16 protein-coding genes and 1 tRNA gene are annotated in these 14,657 nt (G+C 63.1%); 8 read left to right on the forward strand and 9 right to left on the reverse strand.

Going from position 1 to position 14,657, the window contains the following annotated elements:
- The first annotated feature begins 66 nt into the window (after nucleotides 1–66).
- The 3 genes from IC761_RS01175 to IC761_RS01185 all read left to right on the forward strand — a co-directional run bounded on the left by IC761_RS01175 (nucleotide 67) and on the right by IC761_RS01185 (nucleotide 1,539).
- Nucleotides 67–417, forward strand: a complete 351-nt coding sequence (locus IC761_RS01175) for a hypothetical protein (protein ID WP_195801498.1) — start codon at nucleotides 67–69, stop codon at nucleotides 415–417.
- A gap of 192 nt (nucleotides 418–609) precedes the next feature.
- On the forward strand, nucleotides 610–888 hold the full coding sequence (locus tag IC761_RS01180; protein ID WP_195801499.1) for a PepSY domain-containing protein: 279 nt from the start codon (nucleotides 610–612) through the stop codon (nucleotides 886–888).
- Between the two features lie 36 nt (nucleotides 889–924).
- Nucleotides 925–1,539, forward strand: a complete 615-nt coding sequence (locus IC761_RS01185; RefSeq protein WP_195801500.1) for a cytochrome b/b6 domain-containing protein — start codon at nucleotides 925–927, stop codon at nucleotides 1,537–1,539.
- A 168-nt stretch (nucleotides 1,540–1,707) separates the two neighbouring features.
- Here the strand turns inward: IC761_RS01185 and IC761_RS01190 are convergent, their stop codons facing one another.
- Both IC761_RS01190 and trxA read right to left on the reverse strand, forming a co-directional pair.
- Nucleotides 1,708–2,385: an LON peptidase substrate-binding domain-containing protein gene (locus IC761_RS01190; protein WP_195801501.1), complete on the reverse strand. Its 678-nt coding sequence runs from the start codon at nucleotides 2,383–2,385 to the stop codon at nucleotides 1,708–1,710.
- A 27-nt stretch (nucleotides 2,386–2,412) separates the two neighbouring features.
- A complete protein-coding gene (trxA, locus tag IC761_RS01195; RefSeq protein ID WP_195801502.1) occupies nucleotides 2,413–3,333 on the reverse strand; it encodes a thioredoxin in 921 nt (306 codons plus the stop codon).
- Nucleotides 3,334–3,607: 274 nt separating this feature from the next.
- Here trxA and IC761_RS01200 point away from each other — a divergent pair.
- Nucleotides 3,608–3,682: transfer RNA gene (locus tag IC761_RS01200), tRNA-Gly, on the forward strand.
- A gap of 144 nt (nucleotides 3,683–3,826) precedes the next feature.
- Here the strand turns inward: IC761_RS01200 and IC761_RS01205 are convergent.
- Both IC761_RS01205 and IC761_RS01210 read right to left on the reverse strand, forming a co-directional pair.
- Nucleotides 3,827–4,477: a nucleotidyl transferase AbiEii/AbiGii toxin family protein gene (locus tag IC761_RS01205; RefSeq protein WP_246791421.1), complete on the reverse strand. Its 651-nt coding sequence runs from the start codon at nucleotides 4,475–4,477 to the stop codon at nucleotides 3,827–3,829.
- Between the two features lie 3 nt (nucleotides 4,478–4,480).
- Nucleotides 4,481–4,741, reverse strand: coding sequence for a hypothetical protein (locus IC761_RS01210; protein WP_195801503.1), 261 nt, complete (start codon nucleotides 4,739–4,741; stop codon nucleotides 4,481–4,483).
- A gap of 149 nt (nucleotides 4,742–4,890) precedes the next feature.
- On the opposite strand from IC761_RS01210, the gene IC761_RS01215 reads away from it, so the two are divergent.
- The 3 genes from IC761_RS01215 to IC761_RS01225 all read left to right on the forward strand — a co-directional run bounded on the left by IC761_RS01215 (nucleotide 4,891) and on the right by IC761_RS01225 (nucleotide 8,213).
- Nucleotides 4,891–5,877 (forward strand): NAD-dependent epimerase/dehydratase family protein, encoded by a 987-nt coding sequence (locus IC761_RS01215; protein ID WP_195801504.1) that lies wholly within the window; start codon nucleotides 4,891–4,893, stop codon nucleotides 5,875–5,877.
- 381 nt (nucleotides 5,878–6,258) lie between these two features.
- On the forward strand, nucleotides 6,259–7,539 hold the full coding sequence (locus IC761_RS01220; protein ID WP_195801505.1) for a PQQ-dependent sugar dehydrogenase: 1,281 nt from the start codon (nucleotides 6,259–6,261) through the stop codon (nucleotides 7,537–7,539).
- A gap of 80 nt (nucleotides 7,540–7,619) precedes the next feature.
- The gene (locus tag IC761_RS01225) at nucleotides 7,620–8,213 is read left to right on the forward strand and encodes a c-type cytochrome (protein ID WP_195801506.1); all 594 of its coding nucleotides are present in this window, start codon (nucleotides 7,620–7,622) and stop codon (nucleotides 8,211–8,213) included.
- Between the two features lie 74 nt (nucleotides 8,214–8,287).
- On the opposite strand, the gene panE is transcribed toward IC761_RS01225, so the two are convergent.
- The 4 genes from panE to IC761_RS01245 form a co-directional block, all read right to left on the reverse strand.
- Complete coding sequence (gene panE, locus IC761_RS01230; RefSeq protein WP_195801507.1) at nucleotides 8,288–9,211, reverse strand: 2-dehydropantoate 2-reductase; 924 nt, start codon at nucleotides 9,209–9,211, stop codon at nucleotides 8,288–8,290.
- A gap of 99 nt (nucleotides 9,212–9,310) precedes the next feature.
- Entirely contained in the window at nucleotides 9,311–9,919 is a 609-nt protein-coding gene (locus tag IC761_RS01235; protein ID WP_195801508.1) for a 2-hydroxychromene-2-carboxylate isomerase, read from the reverse strand.
- Between the two features lie 90 nt (nucleotides 9,920–10,009).
- A complete protein-coding gene (locus IC761_RS01240; RefSeq protein ID WP_195801509.1) occupies nucleotides 10,010–11,359 on the reverse strand; it encodes an MATE family efflux transporter in 1,350 nt (449 codons plus the stop codon).
- 89 nt (nucleotides 11,360–11,448) lie between these two features.
- Nucleotides 11,449–12,045, reverse strand: a complete 597-nt coding sequence (locus IC761_RS01245) for a DUF2239 family protein (protein ID WP_195801510.1) — start codon at nucleotides 12,043–12,045, stop codon at nucleotides 11,449–11,451.
- A 147-nt stretch (nucleotides 12,046–12,192) separates the two neighbouring features.
- Between IC761_RS01245 and IC761_RS01250 the strand changes: the two genes are divergently transcribed.
- Complete coding sequence (locus IC761_RS01250) at nucleotides 12,193–12,858, forward strand: glutathione S-transferase family protein (RefSeq protein ID WP_195801511.1); 666 nt, start codon at nucleotides 12,193–12,195, stop codon at nucleotides 12,856–12,858.
- Here IC761_RS01250 and ggt read toward each other — a convergent pair whose 3' ends face one another.
- Nucleotides 12,859–14,610, reverse strand: a complete 1,752-nt coding sequence (ggt, locus tag IC761_RS01255; RefSeq protein ID WP_195801512.1) for a gamma-glutamyltransferase — start codon at nucleotides 14,608–14,610, stop codon at nucleotides 12,859–12,861.
- Nucleotides 14,611–14,657: the final 47 nt, after the last annotated feature.

Here is a 14,657-nt window from a genome sequence, read left to right on the forward strand (position 1 = left end):
CACTAGTGTATTGACAGGCGCGATGCCAGCGCCTAGCTAACAATACACAACTGTATGGAGGCATTGATGCGCGATCTCTTGCTCCAGTGCGCCGGCGTCGGGGCCATTGTCGTGGCGTTCATCCACGGCATCCTCGGCGAGACCAAGGTGTTTCCCCGCGCCCGCATCGAGCCGGAACGGCTCCGTACCCTGATCCGCCTGGTGTGGCAGGCCTCGACCGTTGCCTGGATCGGCTGCGGCGTGCTCCTGATCGCGACGCCCTGGATGGATTCGGCGCCGGCGCGCCACTGGATCGTCGTCACCATGATCTGTGTGTTCGGTCTGTCCGCCTGCGCCAACGCCTGGGCGACGCGCGGCCGCCACTTCGGCTGGATGGCGCTGAGCGCAGTCGTGGCGATGGCCGTCGCCGGCTACTGACGTCGTGAGACGTAAGGCCGCAGCGGCGGTTCAAATGAGCGCTGCTTGCGGACAGTGCTGATCTTTTCTTCGCCGTTAGAATCTCTCTAAGACCATTTGCACCTGGCGTCCGATTGACTTCACCCTTGCCTTCGCTTCCTTCGGTCGCGCGTCGCGCAGGATGTTGCGCGCACGACAGAGGAGGAGACGTTCGTGAGAGTCATTCGTGTTGCTGCCATTGCACTGACGATCGGGTTCGGCATGGCGCCTACGGCCATGGCCGACGGCTTCAAGACTTGCACCAAGCTCGAAAAGGCGTCGTGGAAGCCGGCGGCCGAGGCCGAAGCCAAGGCCAAGGCCGCCGGCTACGAGGTGCGGCGCTCCAAGGTCGAAGGTTCGTGCTATGAGGTCTACGGCGTCAAGGAAGGCAAGCTCTACGAGCTGTTCTACAGCCCCGAGGATCTCAGCCTGAAGCAGACGATTGCCAAATAGACTTATTGGTAAGTAAGCTTTGAGGGTCGTCCCGGCTTGAACGAGGAAACGGTGCGAGATGCGCGCGGGGTGTCCAATCGACGCCCCGCGGATCGGACGATCGAGGTCTGGGACCTCCCGCTGCGCCTCTGGCACTGGGCGCTTGCCCTGTGCGTCCTGATCGCGTGGTTCACCCCCACCGTCTATGACACCCTTCACCGCATCGTCGGCTACAGCGTGATCGCCCTGCTGGCCTTCCGCCTGATCTGGGGTCTTTGGGGCGGCCGCTATTCGCGCTTTCGCATGGTCGGCGTCCGGCTGCGCGCCGCGCCCAACTACCTCTGGAATCTGCGCCGCGGCATCACCGGCCGCTATATCGGTCTCAACCCCGCCGGCACCCTGATGCTGGTCGCGCTGCTGATGTCGCTGACCGTCTCGGCGATCACGGGCGCGCTGTCGGTGACCGTCACCTTCTTCGGTGTCTGGTGGATCGAGGACACCCACGCCTATGCCTCGGATGCCGCGATGGTGCTGATCGTGCTGCACATCGGCGGCGTGGTGCTGATGGGGCTGCTCCAGCGCGAGAACCTGATCCGCGCGATGATCACCGGACGCAAGCGCATCCGAGGTCCCCACACCTCTCCCGAAGGGAGAGGTCGGATCGCATCGTAAGATGCGATCCGGGTGAGGGGTTATGGTCTCACTGAATGGTGCGGCCCCTCACCCGGATTGCTCCGGACGATGCTTTGCATCGCCGAACGCAATCCGACCTCTCCCCGCTGGGGAGAGGTAAACAATTCGGCGACAGCCTGGATCTAATTTCGATCGCTCACGCGGCCTTCACTGCAACGGCGGATCGCCGCTGGTGCGCTTCTTGGCGAGATCCATCTCGGTGACCGCGATCAGGATTTCGGCGCGGGTCTTCAGGTCCGGCGCTTCCAGCATCGCCTGCTTCTCGGCGGGGCCATACGGCGACATCATCGCGAGCGCGTTGACGAGCGCTTCGTTCGGCGCGCTCTCGACGCCTTCCCAATCGACCTTGAGATTATTGGCCTTCAAAAAATCCGCCAGCGCCACCAGCAGGGCTTCGCGGTTGACCGCGTCCTCGCCCATGCGTGCGGTGAAATCGTCGGTGAAGGGGAAGAAGTCGACCTTGCACTGCCGGTACGCCGTCAGCACCTCGAGCTCCTCGAGCACCCTGAAGCGCGCGACCCCGGTGAGCTCGAGGATGTAGCGGCCGTCGCCGGATTCGGCGAGCTGGGTGATGCGGCCGACGCAGCCGACGCGGAACAGCGCCGGTCTGTCTGAATTCTTCGGCGAATGCGCGATGTCGGGCTGGATCATGCCGATCAGGCGATGGCCATCACGAAGAGAGTCGTCGACCATCGCGAGATAGCGCGGCTCGAAGATGTTGAGCGGCATCTGGCCGCGCGGCAACAGCAGCGCGCCCGGCAGCGGAAACACCGGAATGATCTCCGGAAGGTCGGCGGGGCCGCGATATTCGATGTTGATCGGCATCTGGTCCCCGTCGATTTGCGACCGCGCCTACGAAAACAGAATGGTCGACAAGCGCTTGCGTCCTTCGATGGTGGCCTCGTCAGTGCCGCCCCAGGCCTCGAAGAACTGCACCAGCTGCTTGCGGGCGCCGTCATCGTTCCATTTGCGGTCGCGCTTGACGATCGCGAGCAGCTGCTCGGTGGCCGCCGCCCGGTTGCCCTGCGCGTTGAGCGCGGTGGCAAGATCGAAACGCGCTTGATGATCGAGCGGATTTGCGGCGACTTTCTGTTCCAGCTCCGCGACGGGCCCGAGCGCCTCCGCCTGCTCGGCGAGGTCGATCGCGGTCTGCACGGCCTTCACCGCGGGGTCGTTGCGCTTGGATTCCGGCACCATGGCGAGCGTCTGCTTGGCCTGCTCCATCGCACCGGAGACGGCGTAGCATTTTGCGAGGCCGGCAAGGGCGGCGATGTTGGTCGCTTCGTGCTGGAGCACCTCGGCATAGATCTGCGCGGCCGCAGCTGCATCGCCCTCGGCCAGCACCGCCTCGGCCTCTTGCAGGATCTCGGCGATGTTGGCCTCACCCGGCGCGGTCACGCCCTTGGTCACCTTTTCGATGAAGGCGTTGACCTGGCTCTCCGGCACCGCACCCATGAAGCCATCGGCCGGCTGGCCGTTGACGAAGGCGATCACGGCCGGGATCGACTGGATGCCCATCTGGCCCGGGATCGCCGGGTGCTGGTCGATGTTCATCTTGACCAGCTTGACCTTGCCCTTGGCCGCCTTGACCGCCTTTTCCAGCACGGGGGTGAGCTGCTTGCAGGGGCCGCACCACTCCGCCCAGAAGTCGATCAGCACCGGCTGGCGCTTCGATTCCTCGATGACGTCCTTCACGAAGGTCTGGGTGGTGGTGTCCTTGATCAGATCGGCCGCAGCCGGGCTCGCTCCGTTACCCTGGTCGATGATCGTCACGGGATCCCCTCGTCTGATGTCTGGAATGGCGGCTCTTTAGCACGTCGCCAATGCTTGTGCTCCGCTGTCGGCCCTAAAATTGGGCCGGGACGGCCGAATTTCAATCCATGGACACCGATTCGGCGGTTCCGGGTAGTTTTCGGTCGATTTGGCCGGGATCGGGCTCATATTGGGGCTCCGAATGCGAATTGATGCCGCCGGTAGCTGTTGCATTCGCCGCCCGCTTTTGGCATACGACAGCCGTTGCCGGCGCGTCATGCGACCGACACAGGATGCGGGTGTAGCTCAGTGGTAGAGCACGACCTTGCCAAGGTCGGGGTCGAGGGTTCGAGCCCCTTCGCCCGCTCCAGTTTTTCCCAGAGCATCCACGATGAGTTGGCTATCCCGTCCGGGGCGAGTCGCTGCGCCGATTTTGGTGCCGGTCGCATGCGCCGCGCCAACGTCCCAGGACTGAACCGGACGTCAAGCCGTAGTTCAGGGCGATTCGTTCCAGTTATACAGCGCGAAGGAGATCCTTGGTCTTTTCCAGCGCCACGTTCGCGATCAGCCTGTATGGATCTTTGATCGAGAGTTGATTGATCGCTGCGCTCACAAAGTCAGGCTTTAATTTGTCGATTGCGGTCAGCGCGCTTGTGACGCAGTCGCGATAGTGGCCCAGCTCCTTGATAACAGATTCCGCGTGCTTTTCGCTGCCCGCCGCGATGTCAAATATGTCGCGCGGCGCGATGCTATTGCCTCGATGATAGACTTTCTTCGTAATGATTTCCGGGATCGTCTCCAGCAGGACCGTTTCGCCCTCAACTGTCGCTTGCGTCGTCGGAGAGGACGTTAGTGACGGTGCGACGATAAAATCGATCTCACCAAATTCAAAGCCGAGTTTCAGGAGCCGTGCGCCATCTCCCTTGTAGTCAACAGGCCTGATCTCGAAATTGAAGTCATGCTTCTGTGGATCGAGGAAGGGAAGAACTTGAGGGTCAGGGAGAAAGATATCGACATCGTGGCTTATCCGATGATCGATTTGCAGCATCATTGCTGTGCCGCCGCCGAACGTCCAATGATCGATGATCTTCCGCTCGGCGTTGACTTGTCGGATCATCGCACAGGCAATGCGAAACAGTTGCGCCCAATCTGATTGAGCGCTCATCTGTTACGCCGCAAGCGGATAGGATTGTCCCGAGAAATCGGCAAACGCCTTCGCTGCGGCGACCAATTGATCGTGGCTGATGCCGTACATCTCGGCGAACGCGACTTGCAGTTCGGGTTCAACATCCCCAAAAAACGACGACATCGGGCCGCAGGCTGCCTTCGCCGCAGAGGGGTCCAGCAGGCAATGAACGAGCCCCTGCGCGTCCAGCTTTTTGCTGTACGGCGCATTTACAGTCGTCAGAACTAGAATGGGGCTCTTCATTTTGCGTCACTGTCTGGATGCTCAATCAATATAGGACTGACATGGCAGTATCCACACTGCTCGAGGGGCTTGGATTCGCGGTAAACATTACCTAAATACCTCAAGTTCGACCTTAGCTTCAGCCGTTCGGCCGCCGCATTTCGTCAAAAATGACACTCTTGGTCACAGGTAGTTCGGGCCACCTCGGAGAGGCCGTTCTTCGGACACTCGGGAGTCGCGGGACGCCCGTGCGTGGGCTCGACCTCAAGCCATCGCCTTTCACCGACGCCGTCGGCTCCATCGTCGATCCCGGCTTCGTCCGGGCGCAGATGCAGGGCGTCACCGCCATCATCCACGCCGCGACGCTGCACAAGCCGCATGTCGCGACCCACTCCAAGCAGGCCTTCGTCGACACCAACGTCACTGGCACGCTCAATCTGCTCGAGGCAGCTGTCGCTGCCGGTGTGAAAAGTTTTGTCTTCACCAGCACCACCAGCGCGTTCGGCTCGCAGCTTCGCCCCGGCGCGGGACAGGCCGCGGTGTGGGTCACCGAGGACCTGCCGCCGATCCCGAAGAACATCTACGGCAGCACAAAACTGATGGCGGAAAATCTGTGCGAGCTGTTCTTCCGCGAGCGCGGCCTGCCTGTCGTCGTCTTGCGGACCTCGCGATTCTTTCCGGAGGACGACGACGATCCCGCCATGCGCGCGGCCTATGCGGCGGAGAACGCGCAGGCCAACGAGCTGCTCCATCGCCGGCTGGATATAGCCGATGCTGTCAGCGCCCATCTGCTCGCCGCTGCAGGGGCACCGGAGATCGGATTCGACCGTTATATCGTCTCGGCTACAACCCCGTTCGAGCCGCACCATCTCGCGGCGCTGGCACGTGATGCCGCGGGTGTCGTGCGCGAGCTCTACCCGGCTTGCGCGGAACTCTATGCGGTGCGCGGCTGGCAGCTGTTCCCGAAGATCGACCGCGTCTACGTCAACGACCGCGCGCGGCGCGAGCTCGGCTGGCATCCCGAATTCGATTTTGCTCATGTGCTGAGCAGCCTGCGCGCTGGCTCCGATTTTCGCAGCACCCTGGCGCGCGAGGTGGGAGCGAAGGGCTATCACGACACGCTGGTTGACGATGGACCTTACCCCGTCGCCAAATAGTCGCCGCTTTTGTCAATTCGCACGGCGATTCAGAAATGTGGCCGGTGTCGCCGCGCACCATCCGGCCTCTGCCGTTCTACTGTGCATGGGGTTGTTTTCGCGGTTTTGCATTGGTCGCCCATTTTGCTGCCTGCAAATTAATCGGACGCCGTCCCGATTCCGCGTTGCAGCGAGATCGTTATCGTCGCCGCGATCGCTCGCGGAGAAAATCCGTCTCAATTCTTATTGAGCACAACGGCAGTGCAGCTGTCGCGCTTCTCACAGCTCGCAGATGTGCTAACCTTTTTGCGTCTGCCTCTCGACAGACTCCAAACTTCGCCTCTCGACTAGCCATAACAAAATAACGTGCAGCCCTGACGGCTGCCTTAGGGGAGTGACGCGATGAAATTCCATCAATCCGTATTTCAATCCGTCCTGGCGCTTGCAGCGGTTGCCCTTGTTGCGGGGACAAGCGTCGCCAATGCGCAACAGCAGGACAAGAACCGAGCGCTGAAGAAATACGAATCCGGCACCAAGGAATTCTGGACCCATCCGCCGGATGATTGGTTCCTAGGCGACGAGACCGAAGCGCAGAAGGGTCTGGCGCCGCCCTCGGGTCCGCCGACCGGCGCGTCGGAGGCCGAGCTCGCGGCGATGATGAAGAAGATCAAGCTGCCGCCGGGCTTCAAGATCGAGGTCTATGCGCCTGGCGTGCTCGCCGCGCGGCAGATGGCCTGGGGTGACAAGGGCACGCTGTTCGTCGGCTCGTTCGGCCTCGGCAACGTCTATGCCATCACCGACAATGGCGGGAAGAAGGAGGTCAAGACCATCCTCAAGGGGCTGAACATGCCCACCGGTCTCGCCTTCAAGGACGGCGCGCTCTACGTCATCGCGGTCGACAAGCTGATCCGCTACGACAATGCCGAAGCCAATCTGGACAAGCTCGGCGACGGCAAGGTCGTCTATGACGACATGCCGTCCTATGCCGCGCATGGCTGGAAGTACCTCGCGGCCGACAAGGAAGGCTGGTTCTACATTCCGTTCGGACCGCCCTTCAATGTCGGCATCCCCCCGACCAGCGTCTCGCAGATCCGGCGCGTCGATCCCAAAACCGGCAACGCCGAAGTCTATGCGCTCGGCGTCCGCAACTCGGTCGGCGGCGACGTCGATCCGCGCACCGGAAAATACTGGTTCACCGAGAACGCCCGCGACTGGATCAGCGACGATCTGCCGAGCGACAAGCTCAACATGATCTCGAAGATCGGCGAGCATTTCGGTTATCCCTACTGCCACCAGGGCGACCTGCCCGATCCGAAGTTCGCGATGGGCCACAAATGCTCCGAGTTCACGCCGCCCGTGCTGAATCTCGGCGCCCACGTCGCTCCGCTCGGCATGAAGTTCTATACCGGCGACCAGTTCCCCGCCGAGTACAAGAACAACATCCTGATCGCCGAGCACGGCTCCTGGAATCGTCACAAGTACCAGGGCGGCAACATCACGCGTGTGATCGTCGGGCCCGATGGCAAGAATGCCAAGAAGGAGGTGTTCGCCTCCGGCTGGATCGAGGGTGACCAGGGCTATCTCGGCCGTCCCGACGACATCATCCTCGCCAAGGACGGCTCGATCCTCGTCGCCGACGACTGGGCCGGCGCGATCTATCGCATCAGCTACAGCAAGAAGTAGCGCAGACGACACGAGGCTGCGGTGGCCAGCGAGGCGACCGCAGCCTCTTTCGTTGAAGTCTTGGATTTGGAATTCCCATCATGCGCCGGCTCTTCATCTCGCACGCAATGGGCGCGGTTGCGCTTCTCACGTTCGGCTCCCTTCCCGCAAGCGCCGCCGATGTTGCCGCCGGCAAGGCCAAGGCCGAAATCTGCGCCGGCTGTCATGGCGACAACGGCATCTCGCAGACCGAGAACATCCCCTCGATCGCGGGCCAGCCGGACCAGTACATCCAGTGGCAGCTCGTGTTCTTCCGCGCCGGCTCGCGCAAGAACGAGCAGATGCAGCCGATCGTCGAGGAGATCAGCAACGAGGACATCCGCAATCTCGGCGCCTACTTCGCCTCGCTGACGCCGCCGAAGGGCGCGGAGGACAATGACCCGGATCTCTCGAAGAAAGGCGCGCAGGCCGCCGCCGGCCGCCGCTGCGCGTCATGCCATCTGGATAACTTTGCCGGCACCAAAGCGGTCGCGCGTCTCGCTGGTCAGCGCGAGGAATATCTCGTGAAGGCGCTGCACGACTACAAGACCAGCCAGCGCGTCGGCGGCGGCGTTGCCGCGATGGCGGATGTCGCATATGGCCTGAGCGAGGAAGAGATCACCGCGCTCGCGCACTATCTCGCGCATTTGCAGTAGCGGCAAACTCCGCTGTCGTCCCGGATCTGCGCGCGCTTGAGGCGTGCTTGTCCGGGACGACAGCGGAATGCGGATCAGCCCACCCGCTGCTTCTCATACGCCTTCAGATGCGTGTAGGCGATGCGCAGCTTCGGCACCGGCACCTTGGCCGCATCGCCGCGTGCAATGAGGTCGCCGATCACGTGATCGGCCTCGACCGGCAGGCCCGCCTTGATGTCGCGGAACATCGAGGCCGTCATCGGCGAGCCTTCGGTGGTGAGCATGCCCTTGACGCGTTCGAAGAACGGGCCACCCGGCGTGTAGCCGGACGCTGTGGCGATCGCGCTGGTCTCGTCGAGCATGCCGAGCAGAAAATCCCTGCCGCCGGGTGCGGCCAAGATGTTGCCGACGGAGGTGCGCATCAGGCTGGTGGATGCCGCGAGCGAGGACAGGAACACCCACTTCTCCCACATGTCCTGCATGATGTTCTGGCTGGCGGCGGCGCCATTGATGCCGCTCTTGAAGGCCTCGTCGATCGCCTTGACCCGATCCGACAACTTTCCGTCGCGCTCGCCGTAATTGATCGACTGCATCGGCTGGAGCTGCACCACCTCGCGCTTCTCATTCAGGGTCGCGGCGATGGCGCAGAGACCGCCGAGCACGCGCTCCTTGCCGAACCTGGCATCCAGCGTGTCCAGATGCTTCATGCCGTTCAGCATCGGAATGATCGCCGTGTTCGGCCCGACCGCCGCGGCAAACGACTTGATGGCGTCGTCGAGGTCGAACGCCTTGCAGCTCAGCAGCACGACGTCGAATTTGTCCTTGAGCGCGTCGGCCTGAACGGTCGGCGGATTGTTCAGCGTCACATCGCCATTCGGGCTCTTGATGACGAGGCCGGCGCTCGCGAGCTCGCCGGCGCGGCGCGGCCGGACCAGAAAGGTGACGTCGCGCCCGGCCTGCAACAGCCTGCCACCAAAATAGCCGCCGATGGCGCCGGCGCCGACCACGAGGATACGCATTGCAGAACTCCGCTTTTATTTCTGGCGAATGGCGAATAGGGCGTAGCGAATAGTAAGCGCAATTTCCACTCGCTATTCGCTACTCACCATTCGCTCGCTTCACTTTCCCGACACCATCTCCTCGACCTCGCGCAGCTGCTCCTTGCCGAAAAACATCTCGTTGCCGACAAAGAAGGTCGGCGAGCCGAACGCGCCGCGGGCGACCGCCTCTTCGGTGTTCTTGATCAGCTTGCCCTTGACCTCGGGCTCCTGGGCGCGGGCGAACAGCTTTTGGGCGTCGAGGCCGGAGGACGTCAGCGCCTTCGCTGCCACTTCCGGATCGTCCATCTTCTTCGGCTCGCGCCACATGTGGTGGAAGGCGGCGTCGACATATTTCTCCAACACGCCTTCGAGCTGCGCCGCGATCGCCGTGCGCATCAGGTTCAGCGTGTTGACGGGGAAGAAGGGATTCATGACGTAAGGCTGGACGTTGAAGCGCTTGACGAAGCGCTCGGTCTCGACCGCATGGAATTCGCGCTTGTTCCTGATGCCGGCAAGTGTCTCGGCCGGCGATTTGTTGTTGGTCGACTTGAAGATGCCGCCGAGCAGGATCGGAACATAGTCGAACTTGACGCCGATCCGCTGTTCGATCGCCGGGATCGCCAGATGGCTGAGATAGGCGTTCGGGCTGCCGAAATCGAACAGGAATTGCGGGGCTGTGCGGGTCAAAATCGTTCTCCCTGACATCGCTTTTCTCACATTGTGGCGCAGGGCACGCCACAGGTCCACCGTTTAATGACGGTCATAATACTTCGATGATCAGACCATGCGGCGGATCGCGCGCTTGCGCCACACCAGGAGGTAATAGCCCATCTGCAAAAGGAACATGGCGCAGAACACGATCGGATAGGCGGCCCATACGCCCTCGAGGCCGATTGTGCGGCTGAGGATTACGGCGGCGGGCAACTCGATCGCGACGATGGCAAAGATCGACAGCAACATCGGCGTCAGCGCCACGCCGGCGGCGCGCATGGCGCCCGAAAATACCGTGGCCAGGCCGAACGGCACCGAGCTCCACAAGGCGATCGTGAGCAGTCCCTTCGCCAGATCGAGCACGGTGCCGTCGGTGATGAAGATGCCGAGCACGGCGCGCGGCGCGAGATAGATCAATGCGACAAGCCCGCCGGTCAGGACGAAGTTGAACGCGACGCCGGTCCGCACGATGCTGTCGAGCCGGGCCCGGTCCCCGCCGCCCACGGCCTGCGCGCCGAGGATCGAGACCGCGATCGAAATCGACATCGCCGTGAACTGCGTGTAGCCCATCACCTGGTTGACGGCGCCATAGGCGGCGGTCGCCTCGGATCCAAAGCCGTTGACGAGGCCAAGCAGCACCAGCTCGGCGATCGCCATCACCACCATGCCGATTGCGCTCGGCAAGCCGATGCCGAGGATCTGTCCGATCACAGCGCGGTTGAGCCGCAGATGACGCAGCAGCGCAGGGTCCGGTGCGAGCGCGTGCTTCTTTCGCAGCAGATAGGCAGCGAGCGCGAGCAGCGTTACTGCGTTGGAGATTGCAGCGGCCCATGCCGGGCTGGTGATACCGAACGCCGGCAGTCCGAATACGCCGTGGATCAGCATCGGCGTCAGGATCAGGCCGATGGCCGTCGACAATGCCAGCGCCAGCAGCGGTGTCACGGCGTCGCCGACGCCACGGATCATCGCCGTCATTAGCAGGAAGACGAAGCCGAGCGGCATGGTCAGGAGTATGATGCGGGCATAGGCGCTGGCTTGGTCGAGAATGTCGGCGGGCGTCGCGAGCGCCATCATCAATTGCCGGCCGAAGATCCCACCGGCGAGTGCGGCTGAAATCGAGAGCAGGAGACCGACTGAGAGCGTCGTTCCCACTATGATCTTGATCCTGTTGTGCTGGCCCGCGCCAAAGGCTTGTCCAATCAGCACGGTGGCGCCGGTGCTCAGGCCCATGACGAAGGCGAACAGGAAGAACATCACCGGGTAGAACGCGGAAACCGCCGCAAGCGCGTCGACGCCGATCATCTGACCGAGATAGACATTGCTGACGGTGCCGAACAGCGATTGCAGCGCGTTGCTCAGCATCAACGGTGCGAGGAAGCGAAGGAAGCTTTTCCAGAGCGGCTTGGCGACGGACATGAGTTACCTTTCAGCAGGACGTGCGACGCCGTTGTCGCGCGACGCACGCGCGGCTCGGCCGTCGATGGGGTTGAGATAAAGAGCTGCGCCTACGCGCGGTCGCTGTAGGCGAGCTTGACGATGTGGTCGCGGACATCAGTGGGCCAGTCGGCGATCAGTCCGGAGAAGCGGCGCCGGTCATCCGCAAACAGCGCGCGCGAGGCTTCCTCGAACTGCGGCAGATTGCCGGCCATGGTCGACATGAAGTGATAGGCCGCCTCGCGCGCCTGCCGCTCGCGGTCCTTGTCGCCGCTGGCGCGCCGCGCCTCGTCGACGAGCTTTCGCAGCGCGACCGATGCACCGCCCGGTTGCGCGTTGAGCCATTCCCAGTGCCGCGGCAGCAGCGTCACCTCGCGCGCGACCACGCCGAGTTTCGGCCGGCCGCGGCCGCGCGGCTCGCTCGGTGCTGCGGTCTCCTCGACCGGGGGCGGGATCAGCTTCGCCAGCCGCGCCAGCACCTCGCGATCCCCGCCGCGCAGATCGAAGTCGATCGACCGGCCCGTGGCGTCCTCGAAGATGATGATGGGCTCATCCGGCCGCGATGCCATCCGCTTGACCACCAGCGCGACCTCGCCTGCCGGCCCGGACGCCATGCGGTGCTGACCTTGAAAGGCGGTAAAAGTCTTTTGCATTGGAATCATTGCCATCCTGGTGACGACGGCCATTTAATACCCGGGTAAATTCTCGACGTCAATATACCCGGGCGAAAATATCCGTGCGGATGGCTCGACATCGCGCTTCCGGGCTGGCACGTACGCGGCCAACTGACCACGCCGACCCTGGGGATCCCGCCGATGCTGACCGTCCACCATCTCAACAATTCCCGCTCGCAGCGGGTGCTGTGGCTGCTCGAAGAGTTGGGCGTGCCCTACGAGATCGTGCGCTATCAGCGTCAGCCGGACATGCGCGCGCCGAAGGAGCTACGCGCCATCCATCCGCTCGGCAAGTCGCCTGTCATCACCGACAACGGCAACACCATCGCCGAGTCCGGCGCGATCATCGAATATCTGATTGCGACCTACGGCAACGGCCGGCTGATCCCGCCGCCGAACACGCCGGAGCGGCTGCGCTTCACCTATTGGCTGCATTATGCGGAAGGCTCCGCGATGTCGCCGCTGCTGCTGAAGCTGCTGTTCACGCTGATGCCGAAGCGTGCGCCGGCCCTGCTCCGCCCGCTGGTGCGCAAGGTCTCGAACCAGGCGCTGACGACGCTGGTCAATCCGCAGCTGAAGCAGCACATGGATTATTGGGAAGGCGAGCTCGGCAAGAGCGAGTGGTTCGCCGGCAACGAGTTCACCGCGGCCGATATCCAGATGAGCTTTCCGCTCGAAGCGGCACAGGCGCGCGGCGGCCTCGAGCAGGGCCATCCCAAGGCGATGGCGTTCCTGGAACGCATTCATGCGCGGCCAGCCTATGCGAGAGCGCTGGAGAAGGGCGGACCGTATCAGGTCGGACGCTAGTTACTGCCCCGCTGCTTCCGCGCCGCGCGAGCGTGGATCAGGCGCGCCGAGCGGGCCGTTCGGCGTCACGAGAATCGAATTGGCGGAGGTCTGTCCCATCGGCTCGACGATGAGATGGTCCATCGCCTTCAGCCCGAACAGCACATCATCAGGAAAGCCGCGCTCGACACGCACCTCGTCCGGCAGCCATTGGTGATGCAGCCGCGGCGCGGCAACGGCGGCCGCAACATCCATCTTGTAGTCGAGCACGTTGACGATGACCTGGAGCACGGTCGAGATGATGCGGCTGCCGCCGGGCGAACCCGTCACCAGCACCGGCTTGCCGTCCCTGAGCACGATGGTCGGCGACATCGACGACAGCGGCCGCTTGCCGGGACCGGGCAAGTTTGCCTCGTAGCCGACGAGACCGTAGGCATTGGAGGCGCCGACCGCGGCGGTGAAATCGTCGAGCTCGTTGTTGAGCAGCACGCCGGTGCCCTCGGCGACCATGCCGACGCCGTAGCTGAAGTTCAGCGTATAGGTGTTGCTGACGGCGTTGCCGCTGCTGTCCACGACGGAGTAATGCGTGGTGTTGCTGCCTTCGCGCGGCGAAGTCGCGGCGGCAACAAGATCTTTCGACGGCGTGGCGTGCTCCGTGGAGATGCCCGCCCGAAGCCTGCTCGCATAGTCCTTCGCCGTGAGCCTATCGATCGGTGCGTTGACGAAAGCGGGATCGCCGAGATAGCGCGCGCGGTCGGCATAGGCGCGTTTCATGGCTTCGATCAGTAGATGCAATGAGGCCGGCGAACCCTGCTTCAAATCGCCAAGTTGAAAACCTTCGAGGATATTGAGCGTTTCCACCAGCACCACGCCGCCCGAGGACGGCAGCGGCATTGAGACAATGTCGTAGCCGCGATAGGTGCCGTGCACCGGCGCGCGGATCACCGCCTGATAGGCTTTTAGATCGGCCGGCGTCATGATGCCGCCGGCGTCCGACACCGCCTTGGCGAGTTTCTCCGCGACCGGGCCCTCATAAAAGCCGCGCGGGCCTTGCGCGGCGATGCTCGCCAGCGTGTCGGCGAGATCGCTCTGCACCAGCCTGTCGCCTTCACCGAGCGGCGTGCCATCGGGCTTTGCGAAGATTTTGGCTGACGATGGCCAGCGTGCCAGCCGCGAAGACCAGCCGGGCAGGGTATCGGCGATATCGTCGCCGACGATAAATCCATCGCGGGCCAGCGTGATCGCGGGCTCGAGCAGTTGCGCCAGCGTGAAATGGCCCGAGCCGTATTTCTCCAGCGCGAGCGCAAGGCCTGCGACCGTGCCGGGCACGCCGATGCCGAGCGCGGAATCGCGCGACTTGGCGGCATCGGGCTTGCCGTCGGGCCCAAGGAAGATTTGCGGCGTGGTCGCAGCCGGCGCGGTCTCGCGATAGTCGATCGCGATGTCCTCGTTGCGCTCGGCTGAGTGGATCACCATGAAGCCGCCGCCGCCGATATTGCCGGCACGCGGATAGGTCACTGCCATGGCATAGCCGGTCGCGACCGCGGCATCGACCGCATTGCCGCCGCGCCGCAGGATATCGGCGCCCACTCGCGCAGAAATCTTCTCCTGCGCCACCACCATGCCATGCTCGGCGGAAACGGCGTGGACCGTGTCGAGTGCGGGAGGGACATATAGCCGTCGCGCATCCTGCGCGGTCGCGGATGTAAGACCAAACGCCAGGGTGGCGATGATCGCGAAAAAAATTCGCCGTGTCGAAAATGACGACATCATCAAATTTCCGTCGTGGCTTTAGGCCAGTTCACACGTGTCGCCGCAAT

The sequence above is a fragment of the Bradyrhizobium commune genome, from assembly GCF_015624505.1.
GTDB lineage: Bacteria > Pseudomonadota > Alphaproteobacteria > Rhizobiales > Xanthobacteraceae > Bradyrhizobium > Bradyrhizobium commune.

Excerpts from the sequence above, each read along its gene's own strand:
- IC761_RS01175 (WP_195801498.1), top strand. The coding sequence starts at position 67 with ATGCGCGATCTCTTGCTCCAGTGCGCCGGCGTCGGGGCCATTGTCGTG.
- IC761_RS01190 (WP_195801501.1), bottom strand. The coding sequence starts at position 2,385 with ATGCCGATCAACATCGAATATCGCGGCCCCGCCGACCTTCCGGAGATC.
- IC761_RS01205 (WP_246791421.1), bottom strand. The coding sequence starts at position 4,477 with ATGAGCGCTCAATCAGATTGGGCGCAACTGTTTCGCATTGCCTGTGCG.
- IC761_RS01210 (WP_195801503.1), bottom strand. The coding sequence starts at position 4,741 with ATGAAGAGCCCCATTCTAGTTCTGACGACTGTAAATGCGCCGTACAGC.
- IC761_RS01215 (WP_195801504.1), top strand. The coding sequence starts at position 4,891 with ATGACACTCTTGGTCACAGGTAGTTCGGGCCACCTCGGAGAGGCCGTT.
- IC761_RS01220 (WP_195801505.1), top strand. The coding sequence starts at position 6,259 with ATGAAATTCCATCAATCCGTATTTCAATCCGTCCTGGCGCTTGCAGCG.
- IC761_RS01225 (WP_195801506.1), top strand. The coding sequence starts at position 7,620 with ATGCGCCGGCTCTTCATCTCGCACGCAATGGGCGCGGTTGCGCTTCTC.
- panE (WP_195801507.1), bottom strand. The coding sequence starts at position 9,211 with ATGCGTATCCTCGTGGTCGGCGCCGGCGCCATCGGCGGCTATTTTGGT.
- IC761_RS01240 (WP_195801509.1), bottom strand. The coding sequence starts at position 11,359 with ATGTCCGTCGCCAAGCCGCTCTGGAAAAGCTTCCTTCGCTTCCTCGCA.
- IC761_RS01245 (WP_195801510.1), bottom strand. The coding sequence starts at position 12,045 with ATGGCAATGATTCCAATGCAAAAGACTTTTACCGCCTTTCAAGGTCAG.
- IC761_RS01250 (WP_195801511.1), top strand. The coding sequence starts at position 12,193 with ATGCTGACCGTCCACCATCTCAACAATTCCCGCTCGCAGCGGGTGCTG.
- ggt (WP_195801512.1), bottom strand. The coding sequence starts at position 14,610 with ATGATGTCGTCATTTTCGACACGGCGAATTTTTTTCGCGATCATCGCC.